The 18,871-nt window shown below is 56.4% G+C and carries 19 protein-coding genes and 1 tRNA gene; 5 read left to right on the forward strand and 15 right to left on the reverse strand.

The features are described 5' to 3' along the window. Positions 1-58 precede the first annotated feature (58 nt). From truA to IEX74_RS05810, 3 genes are all read right to left on the reverse strand, one after another. Positions 59-847: a tRNA pseudouridine(38-40) synthase TruA gene (gene truA, locus IEX74_RS05800; RefSeq protein ID WP_188812007.1), complete on the reverse strand. Its 789-nt coding sequence runs from the start codon at positions 845-847 to the stop codon at positions 59-61. Positions 848-938: 91 nt separating this feature from the next. Then, positions 939-1,487, reverse strand: a complete 549-nt coding sequence (locus IEX74_RS05805) for a GNAT family N-acetyltransferase (RefSeq protein WP_188812009.1) — start codon at positions 1,485-1,487, stop codon at positions 939-941. A gap of 15 nt (positions 1,488-1,502) precedes the next feature. After that, on the reverse strand, positions 1,503-2,705 hold the full coding sequence (locus IEX74_RS05810) for a thiolase family protein (RefSeq protein WP_188812011.1): 1,203 nt from the start codon (positions 2,703-2,705) through the stop codon (positions 1,503-1,505). A 92-nt stretch (positions 2,706-2,797) separates the two neighbouring features. Here IEX74_RS05810 and IEX74_RS05815 point away from each other — a divergent pair, with 92 nt between their 5' ends. Continuing rightward, complete coding sequence (locus IEX74_RS05815; RefSeq protein WP_188812013.1) at positions 2,798-3,274, forward strand: DUF4293 domain-containing protein; 477 nt, start codon at positions 2,798-2,800, stop codon at positions 3,272-3,274. Between the two features lie 79 nt (positions 3,275-3,353). On the opposite strand, the gene IEX74_RS05820 is transcribed toward IEX74_RS05815, so the two are convergent. The 5 genes from IEX74_RS05820 to IEX74_RS05840 all read right to left on the reverse strand — a co-directional run bounded on the left by IEX74_RS05820 (position 3,354) and on the right by IEX74_RS05840 (position 9,611). After that, positions 3,354-4,214: a proline and serine-rich protein 1 family protein gene (locus tag IEX74_RS05820; RefSeq protein ID WP_188812015.1), complete on the reverse strand. Its 861-nt coding sequence runs from the start codon at positions 4,212-4,214 to the stop codon at positions 3,354-3,356. A 342-nt stretch (positions 4,215-4,556) separates the two neighbouring features. Continuing rightward, positions 4,557-6,482: a CHU_0125 family OmpA-like outer membrane integrity protein gene (locus IEX74_RS05825; RefSeq protein ID WP_188812016.1), complete on the reverse strand. Its 1,926-nt coding sequence runs from the start codon at positions 6,480-6,482 to the stop codon at positions 4,557-4,559. A 107-nt stretch (positions 6,483-6,589) separates the two neighbouring features. Next, entirely contained in the window at positions 6,590-7,081 is a 492-nt protein-coding gene (locus tag IEX74_RS05830; RefSeq protein ID WP_188812018.1) for a hypothetical protein, read from the reverse strand. A gap of 145 nt (positions 7,082-7,226) precedes the next feature. Next, positions 7,227-8,087 carry a (Fe-S)-binding protein gene (locus IEX74_RS05835; RefSeq protein ID WP_188812019.1) on the reverse strand — a complete coding sequence of 287 codons (861 nt, stop codon included), beginning with the start codon at positions 8,085-8,087 and terminating at the stop codon, positions 7,227-7,229. A gap of 126 nt (positions 8,088-8,213) precedes the next feature. Next, on the reverse strand, positions 8,214-9,611 hold the full coding sequence (locus tag IEX74_RS05840; RefSeq protein WP_188812021.1) for a 4Fe-4S dicluster domain-containing protein: 1,398 nt from the start codon (positions 9,609-9,611) through the stop codon (positions 8,214-8,216). A gap of 153 nt (positions 9,612-9,764) precedes the next feature. Between IEX74_RS05840 and IEX74_RS05845 the strand changes: the two genes are divergently transcribed. Beyond that, positions 9,765-9,837 (forward strand) — tRNA-Phe (locus IEX74_RS05845). Between the two features lie 126 nt (positions 9,838-9,963). Here the strand turns inward: IEX74_RS05845 and IEX74_RS05850 are convergent. Beyond that, on the reverse strand, positions 9,964-10,542 hold the full coding sequence (locus IEX74_RS05850; protein WP_188812023.1) for an HPP family protein: 579 nt from the start codon (positions 10,540-10,542) through the stop codon (positions 9,964-9,966). A gap of 122 nt (positions 10,543-10,664) precedes the next feature. Further along, positions 10,665-11,804, reverse strand: coding sequence for a J domain-containing protein (locus IEX74_RS05855; RefSeq protein ID WP_188812031.1), 1,140 nt, complete (start codon positions 11,802-11,804; stop codon positions 10,665-10,667). 147 nt (positions 11,805-11,951) lie between these two features. Between IEX74_RS05855 and IEX74_RS05860 the strand changes: the two genes are divergently transcribed. Genes IEX74_RS05860 through IEX74_RS05870 form a run of 3 tightly spaced genes read left to right on the forward strand, consistent with a single transcriptional unit; the run spans position 11,952 to position 13,829 of the window. Beyond that, positions 11,952-12,326 carry a phage holin family protein gene (locus IEX74_RS05860; protein ID WP_188812033.1) on the forward strand — a complete coding sequence of 125 codons (375 nt, stop codon included), beginning with the start codon at positions 11,952-11,954 and terminating at the stop codon, positions 12,324-12,326. A gap of 8 nt (positions 12,327-12,334) precedes the next feature. Beyond that, on the forward strand, positions 12,335-13,084 hold the full coding sequence (locus IEX74_RS05865; RefSeq protein WP_188812036.1) for a hypothetical protein: 750 nt from the start codon (positions 12,335-12,337) through the stop codon (positions 13,082-13,084). Continuing rightward, positions 13,062-13,829, forward strand: a complete 768-nt coding sequence (locus tag IEX74_RS05870) for a geranylgeranylglyceryl/heptaprenylglyceryl phosphate synthase (RefSeq protein WP_188812038.1) — start codon at positions 13,062-13,064, stop codon at positions 13,827-13,829. Before IEX74_RS05865 ends, IEX74_RS05870 begins: the two co-directional genes overlap by 23 nt. Positions 13,830-14,042: 213 nt before the next feature. On the opposite strand, the gene IEX74_RS05875 is transcribed toward IEX74_RS05870, so the two are convergent. The 5 genes from IEX74_RS05875 to IEX74_RS05895 all read right to left on the reverse strand — a co-directional run bounded on the left by IEX74_RS05875 (position 14,043) and on the right by IEX74_RS05895 (position 18,726). Continuing rightward, a complete protein-coding gene (locus tag IEX74_RS05875) occupies positions 14,043-14,966 on the reverse strand; it encodes a helix-turn-helix domain-containing protein (RefSeq protein WP_188812040.1) in 924 nt (307 codons plus the stop codon). 157 nt (positions 14,967-15,123) lie between these two features. After that, positions 15,124-16,263: an acyl-CoA dehydrogenase gene (locus IEX74_RS05880; protein WP_188812042.1), complete on the reverse strand. Its 1,140-nt coding sequence runs from the start codon at positions 16,261-16,263 to the stop codon at positions 15,124-15,126. Between the two features lie 236 nt (positions 16,264-16,499). Beyond that, entirely contained in the window at positions 16,500-17,192 is a 693-nt protein-coding gene (locus tag IEX74_RS05885) for a zinc metallopeptidase (protein ID WP_188812044.1), read from the reverse strand. 12 nt (positions 17,193-17,204) lie between these two features. Continuing rightward, complete coding sequence (rfaE2, locus tag IEX74_RS05890) at positions 17,205-17,684, reverse strand: D-glycero-beta-D-manno-heptose 1-phosphate adenylyltransferase (protein ID WP_188812046.1); 480 nt, start codon at positions 17,682-17,684, stop codon at positions 17,205-17,207. Next, positions 17,674-18,726: a lysylphosphatidylglycerol synthase transmembrane domain-containing protein gene (locus IEX74_RS05895; protein ID WP_188812048.1), complete on the reverse strand. Its 1,053-nt coding sequence runs from the start codon at positions 18,724-18,726 to the stop codon at positions 17,674-17,676. The genes rfaE2 and IEX74_RS05895 overlap by 11 nt, the downstream gene beginning before the upstream one ends. Positions 18,727-18,871 lie beyond the last annotated feature (145 nt).

An 18,871-nucleotide genomic window follows, 5' to 3' on the forward strand; every position in this document is an offset into this window, starting at 1 on the left:
TAACACAAGGTTGCAAATGGCCTTTACCATTCTGCGCAAGCGCGGATACTTGGAAAAGCTAGCCTGCAAGATACGGCATTCCGAGCGGCAACAGGCCATCCGGCACCAGCTCCGCGGGGTACTCTACCCGACTCAGAAACAGCCCCGTAGCCGGCGCGGCACCGCTGGCTGCTATGCGGCTTTGCGAAGCCAGGATTTCGCCGAACTCGGCCACGGTCAGCTTGCCGCGCCCCACGCTCAGCAGCGTGCCGACCACCAGCCGCACCATGCCGCGCACAAACCGATTGGCCCGAATACGAAATACCAAGCCGCCGGGCGTGTGATGCCAACCGGCTTCATAACAGACACATACATAGTGCGTTTCAGCGCCTTTCACTTTCGAAAAGCTCGTGAAGTCGCGCGAGCCGAGCAGCAGCGCCGCCGCTTCGTTCATGGCTGCTACATCGGGTGCCCGATCGAGGTAGATGCTGTGCGCCACCCGAAACGGATTGGGCACGAGGCGCACATGGTACTCGTAGGTGCGGGCGTTGGCGTCGAAGCGGGCGTTGGCTTTGTCGTGAACGGGGTGCAAGGCCAGAGCGGCAATGTCGGAGGGCAAGGCTCGATTCAGGCGGTAGAGCACCGTACCTAGGTCCAGCGTCTCGGGTATGTCGGCGGTGAAGTGCGCTACCTGGTGGCTGGCGTGCACGCCCGTGTCCGTCCGGCCGCTACCTAGGGTGCTGATGGGCTGGCGCAACACCTGCGACAAACAACGATTCAGCTCCTGCTGCACCGTAATGGCCTGGGGTTGTACCTGCCAGCCGTGGTAGTTGGTGCCGTCGTAAGCTAGGTGTAAAAAATAACGCATGAGACTATCAATGAACAATTAGCAATGAACAGTGAGCAATGAAAAAGCGAATGGCTGGTAGTTTCCTTGCCTATTGCTCATTGTTCATTGCTCACTGTTCATTAACAATTGCGTACAGCAGACTATCAATGGTCTGCCCTTTTTTGGTGATGCTTTTGCGCAGCCGGCCTTCCAGCTCGTAGCCGCATTTTTCCAGTACGCGTGCCGACGCGGTGTTGTGGGCAAAAACACCCGCAAACAGTCGGCACACGTCGAAGTGGGCGAATGTGTAGTCCGTCAGGGCTTGCGCGGCAGCGGTCATGATGCCGCGGCCCCAGTAGCGCCGACCTAGCCAGTAGCCAATTTCGGCGCTGCGGCGCTCCACGTCGTTTTTGAAAATGATACTTATCCCGCCACCCGCCGCACCATCTACCTCGATGGCCAAGTGAAGGTCGGGCGAGTTGGTCGTGGCGACAAACTCCAGGTACCAGCGCGCATCCTCCATATGGTACGGAAACGGAAAGGTGTCGCGCAGATTCTGCGCGACACCTTCGTCGTTGGCACAAGCGGTTAGGGCCGCCGCATCTGTTAGCTGCCAGGGCCGCAGCCGCGCTCCTGCTATCGGTAACACCAGCGTAGGACGCAGCCGCGAATCAGACATAAGCTAGGTATGAGGTTAGACTTTCTCGTAAATCACGGCTACGCCCTGACCCACGCCGACGCACATCGTAGCCAAGCCATAGCGCACATTCTCACGGCGTTGCATCTCGTGCAGCAGCGTGGCCGAAATGCGGGCGCCGGAGCTGCCCAGCGGGTGCCCGATGGCAATGGAGCCGCCGTTCACGTTCACCTTCTCGGGGTCCAGACCTAGCTCGCGCATGCACACGATGCACTGCACGGCAAAGGCTTCATTCAGCTCGATCAGGTCCATGTCGTTGATGGTCAGGCCTGCGCGCTGCAATACCTTCTGCGTCGCCGGAATCGGGCCTAGGCCCATATAGGCCGGATCGACACCTACGACGGCCGAGGCTACTACCCGCGCCATTGGCTTGAGCTCGTAACGCTGTAGGCTTTCTTCGCTCACCACCAAAGCCGCCGCCGCACCATCGTTGATGCCCGCCGAGTTGCCGGCCGTCACGCTGCCATTCTGCGGATCGAAGGCGGGCTTCAGGGTAGCTAGCTTTTCCAGCGATGACAAGCGCGGTGGCTCGTCGGTGTCGAACAAGGGCCGGTCGCCTTTCGGGTCCGGAATAAACACGGGCACAATCTCCTTGCGGAAACGTCCTTTTTCGTTGGCCTTATGGTACTTACGCTGCGAATCAAAAGCAAATTGATCCTGTTCTTCGCGGCTGATGTTGTACTTGCGAGCCACGTTTTCGGCGGTTTCACCCATTGCGTACGGGTAGTGCATCTTCGACAGCTTCGGGTTCACGAAGCGCCAACCTAGGGTCGTGTCGTGGGCGGTGAAGTCGCGGGCAAACGCTGTAGCCGACTTCGCCATCACGAACGGGGCACGGGTCATGCTCTCGGAGCCGCCGGCGAGGTAGGCCTCACCTTCGCCGCTTTTGATGGCGCGGGCGGCATCCATAATGCTTTGCAAACCAGAGCCGCAAAGGCGGTTGATGGTGACGCCGGGCACGCTGATAGGCAAGCCAGCCAGCAGCGCCGCCATGCGGGCTACGTTGCGGTTGTCTTCGCCGGCCTGGTTGGCGGCACCCATAATTACATCTTCTATGGCCGTCTTCTCCAGGCTAGGATTGCGGCGTAGCAGCTCGCGCAAAACGTGCGCGGCTAAATCATCAGGGCGGACGCTGCTAAGGGCACCCCCAAATTTGCCGATGGGAGTACGGACAGCGTCTACAATATAAGCAGTTGACATCGAGTTGAAATGCGGTTTTTCCGGTCGTTGTTGGCTACTTTTGCCGCCCTAGCTAAGCTAGGACCAGCAGTTTGAACCGACAAAGCACAAAGATGATACAAAGAATCCAAAGCGTTTTTTTACTGTTGCTGGCGCTTGCCATGGCGAGCGTAATTTTCGTGCCGATCTGGGGGAAGACCGACCCGCTCACCGGTCAGGAGCTAGTATTGCATGCTACCAAGCTAGCTTTCGTGAATCCTGGCTCCCAGGCTCCGGCCACGGTAAGCACCTGGCCGATTGCTGCTCTGGCGGCGCTTTCGGCCGCCGTGGCCCTGTTCGAGATTTTCCAGTATCGCAGCCGCTTCACGCAGCTAAAGCTAGGTATGGTCAATTTGTTATTGATCGTGGCCAACATCGGCGCAAGCTACTACTACTCAGGCGTTGGCGAACAGATGCTTAACATCAAGCTCATTGGAACCTTCGAAGCAGGCTTTTACCTGCCCACGCTGGCTCTGATGCTGAACCTACTAGCCAATCGCTTCATTCGGCGCGACGAGCAACTCGTGCGCTCTATGGACCGGCTTCGGTAAGCACCAACACACTTCAACAGAAAAGGCTCCTGTTTAGTGCAGGAGCCTTTTTTATTTTTTAGAACTAATACTCAATCAACTAATTGCGCTGCCGGCTGATATACTCCTGCAATTCGCGGCTGCTCATGGAATAATCGAAGGCATCGTATACGCGGTAGAAGTTTTGGCGGTCGACCACGCGGCCGTAGCCGTACTTGGCCAGGTCGAGGCGGTTGCTTTCAAAGCTCAGCGTACGCATCAGGCGGGCTAGGTTGGCCGATTGGATCAGCGACTCGCCCAGCGCCTGTTTGATAACCGGCAACTTGTTGTCATCAAACGACTTGTTCTTTAAAAACTGCACTAAGCCATCCACATCTGCCGCCGACATCACGCGGTAGCTGCTATTCCCGTTGGGGTAAGGCGCTGGCTCGGGTACGGGGGGATACGTCGGGTAGTTGGGGTCCGGACCGTTTGGACCCGGAATCGGGTTGGCAGGGCCGCTGTAGCCGCCGTCGTTGTAGTCGCCATTGTTGCTTCCGCTGCCATTTGGGTCGGGGCCGTAGTCAGGATTGTAGCCGCCCGGATAGCCCGGCGTGCCCGGCGAATAAACGCCCCGCGACCGGATTGGCACCGCCGCCACTTTGCGCAGCACGGGTGGGTAGCCGCTACGCGCCAGCAGCACGAAGCTTGTTTCCACGCCTGGGTCCAGGTATAGCCGCGTCCGGTAGTTTACGGCGCCTCCATAAGCCGTCGGAATCCGAAATTCGGCCCAGTGAAAGCCCGGCGTGAGCCGATCAATATGTACCTGGCTAGCTTGCGTACGCAACAAGGGCCGCCCGTCGAACACCAGATGGAACAGCAATCCTCGCTCAGAAGCGAAGTTCACATTGGCTGGTGCTGCTATACCGCGAAAGCTTAACAGCATCAGTGAGCTAAGGCACAGGAGCAGAATCTTTTTCATAGCGGTAGCAAAAACGGGCGGAGCTGAGCTTTACTTACTCAAGTTACAATAAAACCAAGTATTGTGCCATATTCCGCACCTAGGCTAACCTCTTGGTTATATGTCTATTAATTATTGAGTACTCAATTAGTAGGCTTCGCAAGGGATAAACCTCGCTGGCAACTTAGGCAACGGAACAGCAGGAGCAGCTATTGCCTATGATCATCCTAGGATGTCTGTTCTATGCTAAAAGGTGATAGTTGAACACTATATGAGTGACAAAATCTTGTACCATCGTGCAGCAAAAAGCCCCTACCCAGGTTTCATCCAGGCAGGGGCTTTTTGCAGATAAGAGAAACCTAGCTATTCCGTAATCTTCGTCACCTTGAACTCGGTGCGACGGTTACGCTGGTACTCGGCCTCGGTTTTGGCGTTCTTCACGACGGGCTGACTTTCGCCGTAGCCTTTGGCCGTGATGCGGCTCTTGTCGATGCCTTTCGAGATGATGTAATCCACGGCCGATTGGGCACGGCGCTGCGACAGAGTTTGGTTGTAAGCATCCTTACCGCGCGAGTCGGTGTGGGAGCTTAGCTCGATGGTGATGCCAGGGTTATCATTGAGCGTTTCGACCAGCTTATCCAGCTCCACGGCCGCATCGGAACGGATATTGGCCTTGTCGTAGTCGTAGAAGATGTTTTCCACCACAATGGCCTTGTTCTTCACGATCTTGGTCAGGGTCAAGGTCACAGGCAGACGAATGTCATTCTGGTCATTCGGCAGCTCCTCCTGCTTCGGCGTGCGGCCCACGGTAGTCACCGAGTTGCGCGCCGCGAAGTAGCCGGGCCGGTCGGCGATGAGCGAGTAAGCAGAGGCGGTGTCTAGCTTGGCAGTAAACTTACCGTCGGGGCCGGTCGTGATATCCTGCTTTTGCCCGTTGCGGCCGGTGATGGTCACGGTTTCGCTGGCCACTGGCGCGGTTTGGCCGGTCTTGTCGTCGCGCTCTACCAAGGTGCCATCAAGGTAGAAGGTCACCAGCTTGAGCTGCTTTTTGTGGAACCGATACAGATCGTCGCTACCTTTGCCACCGGCGCGGTTGGAGGCAAATATGCCCGTGTCTTTGCCCGTGAAATAAGCCGCGAAGTCGTCGCCGTTGCTGTTGATGGGAGCACCTAAGTTCTTCACCTTGCCTTTGTCCACCATAAAGATGTCGAGCTTGCCCAGACCGGGGTGGCCGTCGGAGGAGAAGTACAGCGTGCCATCCGGCGCCACGGCCGGGAAGTTCTCGTTGCCGGGCGTGTTGATGTCCTCACCTAGGTTTTCGGGCGGCGAGAAGCGGCCGTTGGCGCCCATCGTGGCTTTGTAGATGTCGGTGCCGCCCTGCCCGCCTTTGCGCGACGAAGCGAAATACAGTGTCTGACCATCCGGCGCGAACACCGGCGAGAACTCATCGGCGGTGCTGCTGTTCACCACGCGCAGAATTTCGGGCTCGCTCCACGCGTTGTTTTTGTAGTACGAAGCCCACAGATCGACACTCAGGTAGCCTTTTTTCGAGCCATTATTCGAGCGCGCAAACACCATCATCTTGCCGTCGGGCGTGTAGGTGGCGCTGGCTTCGTGCTTGTCGGTGCTGTTGAAGATGGGCTCCAGCTTGCGCACAGTGCCGCCGGTCATCTTATCCGTATCGTCGAACTTGATGGCGTACAGATCATTGAAGCCGTCGCCATTACCGAGGTACTTCTTGCCTTCGCGGCCGGAAGCAAACACCAGCTCCTTCGTTTCGGGCATCATCGTAGCGCTGAAATCCGCGGATTCAGAGTTCACCTGATCGAGCGGCATCACTTCGCTGTTGGTACGCATCGCCACCACTGCGGGGCTCAGGCGAGCGTTCTTGGCTTCCAGCTCGGCACGGGCCGCCAGCGTGCGGTTGGTGCCGGAATGAGCGTAGGTGTCGAATTGGGTGGCGGCTTCTTCAAACTTACCGCCCGCTTTCAGCGACTCGGCGTAGCGAAAACCTAGGTCGGCGCTCTTGAGCTTGCCATCCAGAGCAGCTTTGTAGAACGGCTCGGCCTGCTCGACGCGGTTGGAAAGCCGGTACGATTCGCCAATCCGGTAATTTGCCATTGGGGCGTTCTTGCCGTGAGCCACTTGCGCTTTATACAGTGCAATGGCTGTTTCGTATTCGCCGCGGGCAAACCGTTTGTCGGCTTTGCTCACGCCGCCTGAAGTAGCGCAGCCGCCTAACAGCAGCGCCGAACCCGCTGTGAACCCGATGATTAGAAGATTCCTCATTCGTAGATGAAGTGGAATTGATGTTGGAATAGCGCTCTGCCATTGCCACCCCCACGCCTAGCAATTATACTAAGATTAAATAGGATTGTGGCCGAAGAGCTAACGATTTATACGCCTGCAAAGTATCGCGCCAGCCAGGTAGAAGCCGCCGGCGCGGGCCACTCGGCACCTAGCTGCTGATGCTGCACGACGGTGTTGTCGAAGTACGGAGTTTCGGGTCGCAAACGGCCTTCTGCCACCGCAGCCTTCAACTGCCGACGATCCAGCAGCTGCACTTTGCCATCGACCAGAAAAGCCAGCTGCGACTTTTCCAGCAGCGTCACGTTCAGGGCTTGTTCCAGCGCCCGCACAAAGCGCACGGAAGCATCGATGGAGCAGCCGCTGGCATCAGCAACGGCCTCATCCAGCCCAATCACAAGAAACTGGTGGTGCAGGAAAGCCGCCGATGCGGCCAAGGAACGGCCGTGGCTGGTCCACTCTTCGGCAAATTGCATGAGAGCGGGCGCTACAGCAGCTAGCTCCTCGCTCGTGAGCGGACGATTAGCTTGGTATATCCAGATGCGGGCGTGGGCCGGCAGCTGGTCGAAAGGAACAAACATGAATGATCGGGTCTTGGGGACTTGGGAGCCTGAGGTCTTAGTTTCAATTATAACTTCAAAACCAACTAACTTATTTTCTACAAAATAAACAGCCCCAACGGAAGTTCCGCCGGGGCTGTTTTGTTTGTTTGATACCTAGGTCTGCTTAGGCATTCAGACCCTCGGCCGTAGCAATCAATTCCGCCAGGTCAAACACCTGCACGTTGTTTTCGCGCTCCTTGTTCTTCACCCCGTCGCTCATCATGGTCATGCAGAAGGGGCAGCTCACGGCAATAATGCTGTTCTGCGCGTTGGTTTTCGGCGCCGGCGTGGCGCCTTCGTTGCCGCTTTCTACGCCGTAGAGGCTGTCGAGCGCGGCGGCGTTGCCATCGAGTGTTGCCAGAGCTTCTTCGGTGCGCTCAACGTTGACGTCCTTCTTGCCGGGTTCCGGCTCTTTCCACATCTGAGCGCCGCCGGCGCCGCAGCACAAGCCGTTGGTTTTGCAGCGCTTCATTTCCACCAGGTCCGCATCCAGCACAGCCAGCACGTCGCGGGGCGCCTCGTAGATGTTGTTGGCCCGACCTAGGTAGCAGGAATCGTGGAAGGTAATGCGCCGGCCCTTGAACTCGCCACCGCCGGCAACACCTACTTTGCCCTCATTGATAAGCTGTTGCAAGAAGGTGCTATGGTGAATGACTTCGTAGTTACCACCCAGGGCGGGGTATTCATTCTTAATCGTGTTGAAGCAATGCGGGCAGGCCGTCACGATTTTCTTGATGCCGTAGCCATCGAACGTCGTGATGTTCTGCATAGCCTGCATTTGAAACAGGAACTCGTTGCCGGCGCGCTTGGCCGGGTCACCGGTGCAGGTTTCCTCCATGCCCAGCACGGCGTAATTGACGCCAACGTGCTCCAGAATGCGCACGAAAGCACGCGTTACGCGCTTGTAGCGGTCATCGAAAGCACCAGCGCAGCCTACCCAAAACAGGATTTCGGGCGTCTCACCGCGCGTGGCGAGGTCAGCCATAATAGGAACGGTAACTTGACGTTTGGCAGTTGGCTCAGCCATAATATTTTAGAAGCTAGAAGTCAGAGGTGGGAATAGGCAGCATTTAGAAGACCAGCAACAGCAGAAAAAAGCGCTTTTCAGCACCTAGCTTTTAGCTGCTGTCTCCTTTTCCGCCATGTACAGATCGTCGGCCCAATTAAACCGATCGGAAGGTGAGAAAGCCCACGGCGCGCCGTTGTTTTCGATGTTGGAGAACATCACGTTGAGCGAGTTTGGCGCGGCCGACTCTTCCAATACCAGGAAGCGCCGCATCTCGATGATGCTTTCCAAGGGGTTGATATTCACCGGGCAAGCTTCCACGCAGGCGTTGCAGGTGGTGCAGGCCCAGAGTTCTTCGGGCGTCACGTAGCCGCGCAGCAGCGTGTGGTTTTCTTTGTCGAGGTGCTCTTGGGTTTCGTGCTTGGCTTCGGCGCCGTAGAGGTTAGGTTGAAAAATTAGCGGCGAGTTGTACTTCTCCTCCACCCGGTCGCGCGTGTCCATGATGATCTTGCGCGGCGACAGTAGCTTGCCCGTGATATTGGCCGGGCACACCGACGTACAGCGTCCGCACTCGGTACAGGAGTAGGCGTTCAGCAGGTTAGTCCAGGCTAGGTCGTTCACGTCCTTCGCTCCGAATGGCGTTGGCGCTGCCGCGGAACCATCCGGCCCAACGGGCGGCGCGGGCACCTGATAGCTAGGGTCCAGCATGGCCTTCACCTCGTGCGTGATGCTGTCCACGTTCGAAAACTGCCCCTGCGGTACCAGCCGCGAGTAATACACGTTCGGGAAAGAGATGATAATGTGGAAGTGCTTCGAGGAAGGCAAGTAATTTAGGAACAATAGGATACCCACAATGTGCGCCCACCAGCCTATACGCTCCAGCACTTCTAAAGCCTGCATATTGCTCGGAAACAAGCCTGTCAGCAGCGAGCTAATCGGGAACGTGCCCGGCATGTCGGCCCCGCGAAGCTGGTGCAACTTCAGGTCGGCGGTGTTCATCGTGAACAACGCCAGCATGAGCACCACTTCGATGTAGAGGATGATGTTCGCATCCAGCTTCGGCCAAGCCCGCAGCTCGGGGCCGGTGAAGCGGCGCACCGGCTGGCTGCGGTTGCGGCGCCACCAAAAGGCGATTACCGCTACAATCACCAAGGCCCCCAGCACTTCGTTGGTGGCCATCAGCGCGCTGTACACCGGTCCCAGGAATTGCAGCACCCGGTGCGTGCCAAAGATGCCATCAATCATGATTTCGATGACCTCAACGTTGATGACCAGAAAGCCCACGTACACCACCAAGTGCAGCAGCGCCGGGGTGATACGCTTGAACATTTTCTGCTGACCGAAGGCCACGAGCAGCATTTTATTGAGTCGCTCGCCGACGTGGCCGCTCATTTCTCGGTCGCGCCCGACCAAAATATTCGCGCGAATCTTGCGAACCTGCCACACGAACAGGCCAATGCCTGCTATGGCAACTAGCAGAAAAATAAGGTTTTGGATCGTCACGGGAGTGGAGCTAGGTTGGGAATGGCCGAAAAATACTCGTTATGCCTAACAAATTCACAGGTTTCGACAGAAAGATTTTTTTACCGTAAATGTTGCAGGTTAGTTTTGGTTTACTACTTTTGCCACTCCCAAAGCCAATTAGGCAGGGAAAATGGTAACGTAGCTCAGTTGGTAGAGCACAGCACTGAAAATGCTGGTGTCGTTGGTTCGATTCCAACCGTTACCACAGAAAGCCCACTTTGTAAACTACAAAGTGGGCTTTTCTTTTTACCGGCGCGCATCTTCGTACGCGTTTACTGGTACTTGCCGCTTGATTATCACGCCACAGCAGAAGGCCACAGCGCGCCCACAGCTAATACTTGCGCTGCCAGAAGCGATACCAGTTCTTATTGGCGGGATAGTGGCGAGTGGAGGTAATATTGTTGAACAGCAGTGCTATCAGCAGCAAAATCAGGACGCCCGATAGCACCGGCACCAGCACGTACCAATAACCTAGGGCCTTCAGCTGGGGCGAGCCGATGACGGCAATGAGCGCCGTGGCCCCGCCGGGTGGGTGCAGCGTTTTGGTGATTTGCATCCCGACAATGGCAAGGGATACGGCCAGCGCGGCCGTCAGCCATAGCTCCTGCGGGAGCAGCCGGTACACAGTCACGCCGATAAAGGCACTGAGTACGTGCCCACCCACCAGATTGCGCGGTTGCGCCAACGGACTGTTGATGACGCCATAAATCAGGACTGATGAGGCCCCGAATGAGCCGATGAGCAGCGGCGCATCCACGTCGGGCAGCTGGTAGCGGTTCAGTAAGCCAATCAGGCCAATGCCCACGAAGGCGCCTACAAACGTCCAGAAGTGCTCTTTGTAATTGAATAAGGTTTCCTGGTAGATAACTACCTTGATCCGCCGCGCGTGTCGACGCAGTCTGGTTCGCATAGTCAAAAGAAAAAGAAGCGGCTGTTCTGAAGTCGAACAGCAAAAGTAGCCAATAGCGTTTCACGCGGCTGCGAGCAGGCCAAAGCGTGGCGACCCAAACTTCTCGTTGATCGGTAACGCCCCTACGGGCACACGCCTTTCTGAGCCTCGGCTGCGTAGCTGTAACCTAGCTGCACGGCTTGGCGAAAAAATGCACAGGCCGCCGAGGCGTTTCCCTCCTGCTGCGCCAAGCGACCTAGCAGAAAATGAATCTGCCCATTATCCGGGTCCTGAAGCAATACTTGCTGATAATCATTGCGGGCCGCCGGGTAGTCGCCGAGCTTGTAGTAAGCTAGCCCTCGATACGTCAAATACTTCAACGACAGCTCTTGCTTTGCCTTTGCGCGCTGCCGCAAACCCGCCGAGAAGTCCTGAATACCCGCTTCAAACTGGTTGAGGCCAAACAGCCGCGCTTCGCCCCGCGCCAGCCTGGCACCGCTCAGCAAGGAATCCAGCGCGAGAGCCTGGCTTAGGCACTGCACCGCCGAATCAGGCTGGTTTAGATTGCCGTGGCACTGGCCAAGCCGGAACCACAGTTGCGCGTTGATGTGACTTTCGGTGCTGGCGAGAGCGGCGCGGTAGTCGGTGCGGGCGGCGCGGTAGTTCTGGTAAACGAACTGCTCGATTTCGCCCCGGCGCTGTAACGCAGCCGCATAGCTAGGTTTGAAGTGCAGCGCTTCCGTGAAGAATCCGTGCGCCGTGCCCCAGTTGCGGTGCACGTAGGCCTGCAAGCCGTCCTCATAGTTGGTCACCGCGGTGATATGGTCCATGGTCACCTTCACCGACAGCATAAACAAGAGCAACAGGCCGAATATGCCGAACGTGAGCACATAGTCGCGCCGCGTGAACCTAGGTTTCTGCTTCGGAATGGTGCGGTAGTGCCGTTCGGCCGACCCGGCGGGGCGCCGGGTGCGAAGCGGCGCAGGTGGCGGCATCGGCACGCCATACACGTGCTGCGACTGCGGGCGGTATTGCTGCTGCCGTCGCGCCTCTTCGGCCCGGCGAGCAGCTACTTGCAGTTGATAATCGTAAACGGCGCGCTTTCCGGGGTCACCCAGCACCTGGTAGGCGACGCTTACGCGCTTGAACTCCTCCTCAAACTGCGTGCTCCCGCCGTGCTTATCCGGGTGATACCGCACGGCCAGACGTTTATAGGCTAATTTTATTTCGCGTGCTGTAGCGGTGGTTGCCACCCCTAGCACCTGATAATGATTCTGGCTCAAAATACGGCGGTATAGGGTAAATATAACTCATTTTTCAGACATAATGTCGCCTTTTCCGTATGGAAGGGGCAACCCGAAAAGAACCACAAAACGTTCTTTTCGGGTCCCGATCCGTAACATTATTTCTGACCTTTCTTTCTACGCCGTATGGCTAACGACGACGCTTCCAAAACGCCCCGCAATGACAGCCTGATGGGGAACCTGATGGGCTACCTCGACACCCGCATCGACTTGGTGCGCCTTGAGGCCCAGGAAAAAGCCAAAACTGCCTTTGTAGGCACCGTACACGGCGTCATGATGGGCCTGATCGGGCTGATGTTCCTCATCTTTCTGAGCATCTTTGCCGGCCTGGCCCTCAATGCTGCCCTCGATAGCACCTACTGGGGCTTCGGCGTGGTGGCTGGCTTCTACCTCGTGCTGCTGATCATCTTCCTGGTGGGCGTAGACAAGAAAATCTTCCAGAGCCTGGCCGATAAGCTGCTGAATAACACCATCTACAAATCTGATAAGCGTCAAGCATAATATAGCGTATGGCAGAGCTAACGAACCCCTTGTTTGAAGACCAGAAGGAATTTTTGGAGCGTCAGAAGCTGGAGTACGAGCGTGCTTTACTCGGCGACGTAGACCACATTAAGGAGAAAACACAGGAAGTAGGCAAAAAAGTACTGATTGGGGCTGGTATTGCGGGTGGCGTTTGGCTAATTTCCAAGATCTTCCGCAGCAGAAAGTCTTCCAAGCACGATGAAGAGGAGGAATCGACCATTCATCGGCTGAAAGCAAAATCCCGAGCCAAGAAGAACCGGAACTTGCACCACTACACCGAAGCCGACACGTCGCTGGCCGACGATTTTGGCTTTGGCTCAGGCAGTGCAGCTTACCGTGGCTACTCCGCGCAGCCGCACGAGCGCGCCCACCTAGCCCCGGATGTGTACCACACCGACTTAGATCCATTTCCGCCGCTACCCTACGACGATGCGCGTCGTCTGCCCTCTTCCTCGTTCAATAAAAAGAGTCGGCCTGCGCCCGAAGAGGATGATTCGCCTTCCTTCCTAACCTCCACGTTCCACTCCTTCCTGGAGTCGGATACCGGCAAGCTGCTGATGGCGCAGGTGACGGCCGTGCTGATGGCGTACGTGGCGAAGAAAGTAGGAGAATATATGCCTGTGGTTAAAAATTCCGACCTTGCGTCTTCGGCGCCGCACGCAACTGCGGAACCCGAGACGAAAGACATCGAATTTACCTTCCACGACGACGCGGATGCGCCTCACCAGCCTCTATGAAGCCCTTAGCAAACGCCGGACACGCGGCCAGAAATCTCTGGCGGTACTGCTCGACCCCGACCACTTGGACGAGGCGGGCTGCCAGCGTTTGTTGGAGCTAACTGAAATACATTCTGTTGATTACTTTCTGATGGGCGGCAGCCTGGTGACGAGTTCGCACCAGGCGTCGCTCATTCGTTTTATCAAAAGCCGTAGCGCTATTCCAGTGCTGCTTTTCCCAAGCCACAGCCTGCACCTCGATACCCAGGCCGATGGTATCCTGCTTTTGTCGCTGATTTCGGGTCGCAACCCCGATTTTCTGATCGGTCAGCACGTCATCACCGCGCCGCTGCTACGCGCCAGCAACCTGGAGATTCTGCCCACTGGCTACATGCTCGTCGATACGGGCCGCCAGACGACGGCTAGCTACATGAGCAACACGACGCCGCTGCCCTACGACAAACCTAGCATTGCGGCCTGCACTGCCATGGCCGGCGAGCAGCTAGGTCTGCGCCTGATGTACCTGGATGGCGGCAGCGGCGCCATGTACCCCGTGTCGCCGGCCATGATCCGGGCCGTACGCCAGGCCGTAGAAGTCCCGCTGCTGGTTGGCGGCGGCATCAACACCACCGAGAAAGCCCAAGCCGCCCTGGCGGCCGGCGCCGATGTTATCGTGATTGGCAATCAGATCGAGAAGGCACCGGAATTCCTGGGTGAGGTATCCAAGGTTGTCCACACCTTTAATACGGTGCTGAAAGCCGTCTGAACCACAGATTCCTGCGAGTTTTTCGGATTCCGTGGGTTTTGTGGACGATTGACAACCTAGGTTTCGCAGGCATACACAAGCAGAGAGGCCTCCCGGATGGGAGGCCTCTCTGCTTTTTACAGTAAATGTTGTCTCTTCTCTATCGAAATTCAAGGCCCACGAAATCCGTGGGATCCAAACAATCCGTCGAATCCGTGGTTCAGAAACAGCTACCTAGATGTTCATGGCCGATTCGCGGCGGCGCATCTTGCCGGCCGGAATGCCGAACATCATTTTGAAGCGACGGCAGAAATACGCGGTGTCTTTGTAGCCTACCTCTTTGCCGATGTCGCGGATGCTCTTCTTGGTCGTGCGCAGCAGGAATACGGCGCGTTCCATCCGCTGGTATTCAATGTAGTCCTGCGGGTTGATACCGGTGAGCATCTTGAAGTACTGACCTACATAGTCTTCCGATACGTTGGCAACGCTCGAAAGCACCTTGTTGGACAGGTCGCCACCGATGTTCTCCTTGATGTAGTTGAACAGGTCGATGAGACGTGGGTCTTTGAAGTACGTGCTGTTGGTAGCCAGTTGCTCCACAAACATCTTGTTCTTCAAGATGTAGCGCACGATCTCTACTACGATGTTCTCAGTATAGATCGTGATGAGACGCTCGCGGCCTGGTAGATCCTGGAGGCTTTCCTCCACAACTTTAATGACCAGGTTAGCTAGCTTCGAGTTGCCGGTAATTAGGAACGCTGGTACGTCGAGCGAGGCGAAGAAGTTGACGGAGTCGAATACCTTGGCCTCGAAGCTTACGTGGCTGTGGCTTTCTTCGGCGTCGCCGATCAGATCTAGGTCAGTGTTGGAGTGAAAGAACTTATCCTTATTGCTAATCAGATCGTCGTTCGTGATACTCTTATTACTAATGTTGCCATAGCTTACCTTCGTAGCACGACCGCCGGGGATGAACAGCATCTCTCCTTCTTCGACTACCTGCTCTTCTTCACCAAAGGAAACACGGCCTTTGTGCAACAAAATGAGGTTGTTACCAACATCATAGTAGTTGCGCACCGTGAAGGGCTGCTGCAACACCAGGTTCTTCGCCTTGATGTAGCGCACGCCGAGCGACTCTATGACTTTATTATAATCTTCCATATTCGGAGTGTGGCTGGTATGATGGAATATAACGGGTTCGGGGTGGTGTCTGGTTTAGACAATGCAAAATAAGATATAAAAATTCACAAAAACGAAAACCCAGCCGTTTTTCGGCTGGGTTTAGTGCAAATATTCTGAATTTGAAACAGGTTAAACGCTACTTCAGCAATTCCCGCGAGATTACAATTTTCTGAATCTCAGAAGTGCCTTCGTAAATCTGGGTAATTTTTGCGTCGCGCATCAGGCGCTCGACGTGGTAATCTTTGACAAAACCATAGCCACCATGAATCTGCACGGCTTCTACAGCGGTGTCCATTGCAACTTTCGAAGAAAACAGCTTCGCCATCGCGCCCGACTTGCCATAGTCTAGGTGCTGGTCTTTATCGTTGGCGGCTTTCAGGCACAAAAGGCGTGCGGCGTCGATGTTGGTGGCCATATCCGCCAGCTTAAACTGAATAGCCTGATGTTTAGCTATTTCCACCCCAAAAGCTTTCCGCTGCTGAGCATATTTCAGCGAAAGCTCCAGCGCGCCGGAGGCAATACCTAGGGCCTGCGCCGCAATACCAATGCGGCCGCCGGCCAGCACCTGCATGGCAAACTTGAACCCGAAACCATCGGCGCCAATACGATTTTCCTTAGGCACTTTCACGTCCGTAAACATGAGCGAGTGTGTGTCGGAGCCGCGAATACCTAGCTTGTTTTCCTTCGGCCCGATGGCAAAACCCGGCGTGTCCTTCTCCACGATCAGCGCATTGATGCCGCGAGATTTCAATTCCGGATTGGTTTGGGCAATGACCAGATACACGGAAGCCGAGCTGCCGTTGGTTATCCAGTTCTTGGTGCCGTTCAGCAGATAATGGTCGCCTTTGTCTTCGGCGGTGGTCCGCTGCATGGTGGCGTCGGAGCCGGCTTCCGGCTCGGAGAGGCAGAAAGCGCCAATGATTTCGCCAGTTGCCAGGCGCGTCAGGTACTTCTGCTTCTGTTCTTCGGTGCCGTATTTCTCCAAGCCCCAGCAAACGAGCGAGTTGTTCACCGACATGATAACGGAGCAGGAAGCATCAACCTTGGAGATTTCCTCCATAGCCAGCACGTACGACACCGTATCGAGGCCGCTGCCGCCGTATTCCGGGCTCACCATCATGCCCAGGAAACCTAGCTCGCCCATCTTCTTGATCTGCTCGGTCGGGAATTTTTGGTGCTCGTCGCGCTCAATTACACCGGCCCAAAGCTCGCTCTGAGCAAAGTCGCGGGCGGCAGCCTGCACGGCGAGCTGCTCTTCTGTGAGTTGAAAATCCATAACGGGTACGTTGGGTGGGTAAAACAACAGCCTGTTGTGTGGTGGTGCTGCTGTCCATCAAAAATAATTGGAGATTCCGCAGGTTAGAGCAATTGCCCGTATTTTTCTTCGGCATGCATACTTTTATCCAACCAAACCTAGGTCCTGCTAGGCCTAAGACATTCTTGAAGAATTCAAAAACAACGGCCGCTTCGCGTTGAGCAAAGCGGCCGAAGCATTTGAGCAGAGAACCTAGGTTAGCGACGGTCGCGGCCGCCCATAAAGATGCTCACGTAGTAGAGCAGCGTAGCCAACGACGACAGCGCAGCAACTACGTAGGTCATGGCGGCCCACCACAGCGCATCTTTCGCCATAGCGTGCTCCTGCGTGGTTACGATGCCCCGACGATCAATCCAGGCCAGGGCTCGACGGCTGGCATCAAACTCAACCGGAAGCGTGACAAAGCTGAACAGCGTGGTGAGAGCAAACAGCGCAATACCAATACCTAGGGGCAGCACGGTCGTGCGAATCATCAGTACGCCAGCCATCAGTACGAACGGCATAAAGCGCGATACAGCACTCAGGGCCGGCACCATTGCCGAGCGGAACTGCAACATGCTGTAGGCGGTGGCGTGCTGCACGGCGTGGCCGCACTCGTGGGCGGCAATAGCGGCGGCGGCGGCGCTCCGCTCTTCGTACACGGCTTCGCTGAGGTTCACGGTTTTATCGGCTGGGTTGTAGTGGTCGGTCAGGCGACCTTCCGTGGAGATAACCCGCACGTCGGTGATGCCGTGGTCGGCCAGCATCAGTTCGGCAATCTGGCGGCCGGAAAGGCCCGCTTGCAAACCAACCTGCGCGTACTGCGCCATTTTGCTCTTTAATCGCCACTGGATCAACCAGCTCACGACCATCATCAGAATCAGAAAAGGAAAAATCGGAAAGCCAGACATGGAAGAGAGAGTTTAGAGTTGTTCGCGGATGCGCTCCACGATGCGGGTGGTACTGTAGCCCGCTACCAACGGTACGGTCAGAACCTGTCCACCGTTCTCTAACACAAATTCGTGGCCTACAATTCCGCTGATTGCGTAATCGTCGCCCTTCACCAGAATGTCGGGCCGCACCTGCCTAATCAGCTCCAGCGGCGTGGGCTCCCCGAACAGCACCACCGCATCCACGAACAGCAGCGAAGCTAGGATGCGGGCGCGGGCGGTTTCATCCTGGAGCGGCCGGCCGGGCTTGAGGCAGCTTACCGAAACGTCGGTATTCAACCCAACTACCAGCGCATCGCCCAGGTGCCGGGCTTTTTCCAGGTAGTCCACATGACCTAGGTGCAGCAGGTCGAAGCAGCCATTGGTGAACACCACGCGGCGTCCCTGAGCGCGCCACTCAGCGGCGACCGAACCAATATCGGAGCGGCTGAAAATCTTGTCTTTACTCCACATCGATGGGCGAAGCTACGGTGAGAGGAGCAGCAGCTAAGGCTCGCGCCGAGCGCCCCGATTTAATCATGCTCACGGCGAAGCTGATACCGCCCATCAGCACGACCAGCAGCGTTTGGGAGCCGTGCACCACCAGCGCGTAGGCAATGCCGGCATCCTTGCTAACGCCATACGCCAGCAGAATGCCCTGTACCATGACGTGGAACGGGCCAATGCCACCCGCAACCGGCGCAGCCATACCGAACGCCCCGAAGGTGAGAACCGCCAGGCCGGCCCGCATACCTAGGTTGTAAGTGGCTGGAAAGCAGGCAAAAGCCAGGTAGTCCATCAGGTAGTACACCGCCCAGGTGAAGAATGTATGGAACAGGAACAAGCCTTTGTTTTCCAGCTTCAGCACGCTGAATACGCCCGCCAGCAGGCCTTTCACAAAGACGACACCTTTATTGAACAAGGCGTTTTGCCGCAGCCGTTCCAGGTTCCGGAACAGCGTGTATAGCAGGCCAGCCAGCAGCACCAGCGTAATCAGGCCTGCCACCAGCAAGGGCGTCGGATTGCGCGCCAGCTCATCGTAGCGCCCGCCTAGAATCTTATCGGTCACGAAGGTCCAGAAGGTTTTGAAGTCGAGCAGCAACGTAGCACCGAGCAACCCAAGCAGCACCATCACGTCGATAACCCGCTCAGTAACAACCGTGCCCAACGACACCTGCACGGGCACCTGGCTGGTGCGCTGCAACACCGAGCACCGGATAACCTCTCCCATGCGCGGCAGCACCATATTGGCTAGGTAACCCACCATCATGGCGTGGTACACATCCCAATAAGAAGGTTTGTAGCCCGTCGGATCGATCTGCATCTTCCAGCGGTAGGCCCGGCTGAAGTAACCCATTGCCGATAGCAACATCGTAACAATCAGCCACGAATAGTTGGCTTCCCGCAGGCTCTGCCCGATCAAACCTAGGTCTTGCCCCTGCACCGCGTACCACATGAGCAGCCCCGATACGGAGAGCAGCAACGCATATTTAAGAATGGTAACAAGCTGTTTCATTAACGGCAGGTTGCTTGGTTACTAATCAGGTAGAAAGCCAACAGCAGAACCTAGCCCGTGAGGCTAGGTTCTGCGGCTTAATATTACATAAAGAAAGGTAGGATAGTAAGAAAGCAAGAAAGCACTACTCTTTATAAGCGCCTTG

This window comes from Hymenobacter cavernae, from assembly GCF_014641455.1.
GTDB classification, from domain to species: domain Bacteria; phylum Bacteroidota; class Bacteroidia; order Cytophagales; family Hymenobacteraceae; genus Hymenobacter; species Hymenobacter cavernae.

Coding starts and splice junctions, on each gene's coding strand:
- IEX74_RS05830 (WP_188812018.1), bottom strand. CDS start 7,081: ATGTTTGTTCCTTTCGACCAGCTGCCGGCCCACGCCCGCATCTGGATA.
- IEX74_RS05880 (WP_188812042.1), bottom strand. CDS start 16,263: ATGGATTTTCAACTCACAGAAGAGCAGCTCGCCGTGCAGGCTGCCGCC.
- IEX74_RS05885 (WP_188812044.1), bottom strand. CDS start 17,192: ATGTCTGGCTTTCCGATTTTTCCTTTTCTGATTCTGATGATGGTCGTG.
- truA (WP_188812007.1), bottom strand. CDS start 847: ATGCGTTATTTTTTACACCTAGCTTACGACGGCACCAACTACCACGGC.
- IEX74_RS05835 (WP_188812019.1), bottom strand. CDS start 8,087: ATGGCTGACCTCGCCACGCGCGGTGAGACGCCCGAAATCCTGTTTTGG.
- IEX74_RS05820 (WP_188812015.1), bottom strand. CDS start 4,214: ATGAAAAAGATTCTGCTCCTGTGCCTTAGCTCACTGATGCTGTTAAGC.
- IEX74_RS05825 (WP_188812016.1), bottom strand. CDS start 6,482: ATGAGGAATCTTCTAATCATCGGGTTCACAGCGGGTTCGGCGCTGCTG.
- IEX74_RS05815 (WP_188812013.1), top strand. CDS start 2,798: ATGATACAAAGAATCCAAAGCGTTTTTTTACTGTTGCTGGCGCTTGCC.
- IEX74_RS05805 (WP_188812009.1), bottom strand. CDS start 1,487: ATGTCTGATTCGCGGCTGCGTCCTACGCTGGTGTTACCGATAGCAGGA.
- IEX74_RS05870 (WP_188812038.1), top strand. CDS start 13,062: ATGCGCCTCACCAGCCTCTATGAAGCCCTTAGCAAACGCCGGACACGC.
- IEX74_RS05860 (WP_188812033.1), top strand. CDS start 11,952: ATGGCTAACGACGACGCTTCCAAAACGCCCCGCAATGACAGCCTGATG.
- IEX74_RS05875 (WP_188812040.1), bottom strand. CDS start 14,966: ATGGAAGATTATAATAAAGTCATAGAGTCGCTCGGCGTGCGCTACATC.
- rfaE2 (WP_188812046.1), bottom strand. CDS start 17,684: ATGTGGAGTAAAGACAAGATTTTCAGCCGCTCCGATATTGGTTCGGTC.
- IEX74_RS05895 (WP_188812048.1), bottom strand. CDS start 18,726: ATGAAACAGCTTGTTACCATTCTTAAATATGCGTTGCTGCTCTCCGTA.
- IEX74_RS05865 (WP_188812036.1), top strand. CDS start 12,335: ATGGCAGAGCTAACGAACCCCTTGTTTGAAGACCAGAAGGAATTTTTG.
- IEX74_RS05850 (WP_188812023.1), bottom strand. CDS start 10,542: ATGCGAACCAGACTGCGTCGACACGCGCGGCGGATCAAGGTAGTTATC.
- IEX74_RS05810 (WP_188812011.1), bottom strand. CDS start 2,705: ATGTCAACTGCTTATATTGTAGACGCTGTCCGTACTCCCATCGGCAAA.